This is a genomic window from Phyllobacterium sp. P5_D12, assembly GCF_054049495.1.
Window position 1 is genome coordinate 1 of the sequence record NZ_JBFUMG010000981.1, and the last position, 1022, is coordinate 1022.

1 protein-coding gene is annotated in these 1022 nt (G+C 56.8%); it reads left to right on the forward strand.

Going from position 1 to position 1022, the window contains the following annotated elements; translation table 11 throughout:
* Nucleotides 1-675 (forward strand): helix-turn-helix domain-containing protein (locus ACXJ5O_RS28145; RefSeq protein WP_457302785.1); only part of this gene is annotated, 675 nt, incomplete at its 5' end.
* Nucleotides 676-1022 lie beyond the last annotated feature (347 nt).

The following is a 1022-nucleotide window of genomic DNA, read 5'->3' on the forward strand; positions in this document are numbered from 1 at the left end:
GACCAGGGAGCAATCTGCCGGATAACGCTTTCCTATTCAGGTGTTGCCCGCCACAGGGATCGCCATCAGACGGAGTTTCTGGCAATGGTGCTCCTGCGGCTGTGTCGCCAGCTTCTCGGCCAGCATATTGTTCCGGTGTCCGCGAGTTTCGTCCATCACCGTATCGGTAATCTTGGTCCGATCCGGCAGAGATTTGGCTGTGATGTCGAGTTCGATACCTATGCCGACCAACTGAGCTTCGATGGAGCATTGCTGAAGCGACCGATCGTTGGAGACGACCCGCATCTCAACGAAATAATGGTCAAGCTCTGCGAGGATACGCTCGCTGTCCGGGCATCCAACGTAAGTCCGTTTCGCACGCTGGTCGAGAACACAATCGCCCCGCTTCTTCCTCACGCCGAGGCGCATGCGGCCATCGTGGCAAGGCGGCTGGGCCTAAGCGAACGGACGTTTGCCCGACGGCTGGCTGCGGACGGAGTTTCCTTTGGCGAGATACTCGACGGCCTGCGCCGTGAGATGGCGCTCGGCTACCTCCAGGAGGGGCTTCAGGCCTCTCAGATCGCCTGGCTGCTCGGCTTTCAACAATTGAGTTCGTTCAGCCATGCCTGCCGTCGCTGGACAGGCAAATGCCCATCGGAACATCGGCGCGCCTACAAGCAAAGATTGGTTGCCTGAACCACGATCTCGCGGCGACGCAAATTGGTCTTTTGCCGCATAGAGGCAGCCAAAGTTTGTCTCTTAAAGCCAATGCTTTGCGCTTTGACGCCAACCCACTTGCAGATTTGACTGTGGCCACAATCTTTCCGTTCGAGTTGAGGAACGGGACAATCCTGAGCTTTGCTTCATTTCGAAAACGCAATGCGAGCACGAAACCAACATCACAGTGTTTGATACGCAGTGGCCACAACTCACGGCCATGCGCTGCTTGCACCGGAGCTGCCTCCCACGTGAAGAGGGAGGCATCTCGCAATTTCGTTCGCGACTTCGATTACACGTAATCCCGTTCAGGAACAGGGCTAAGA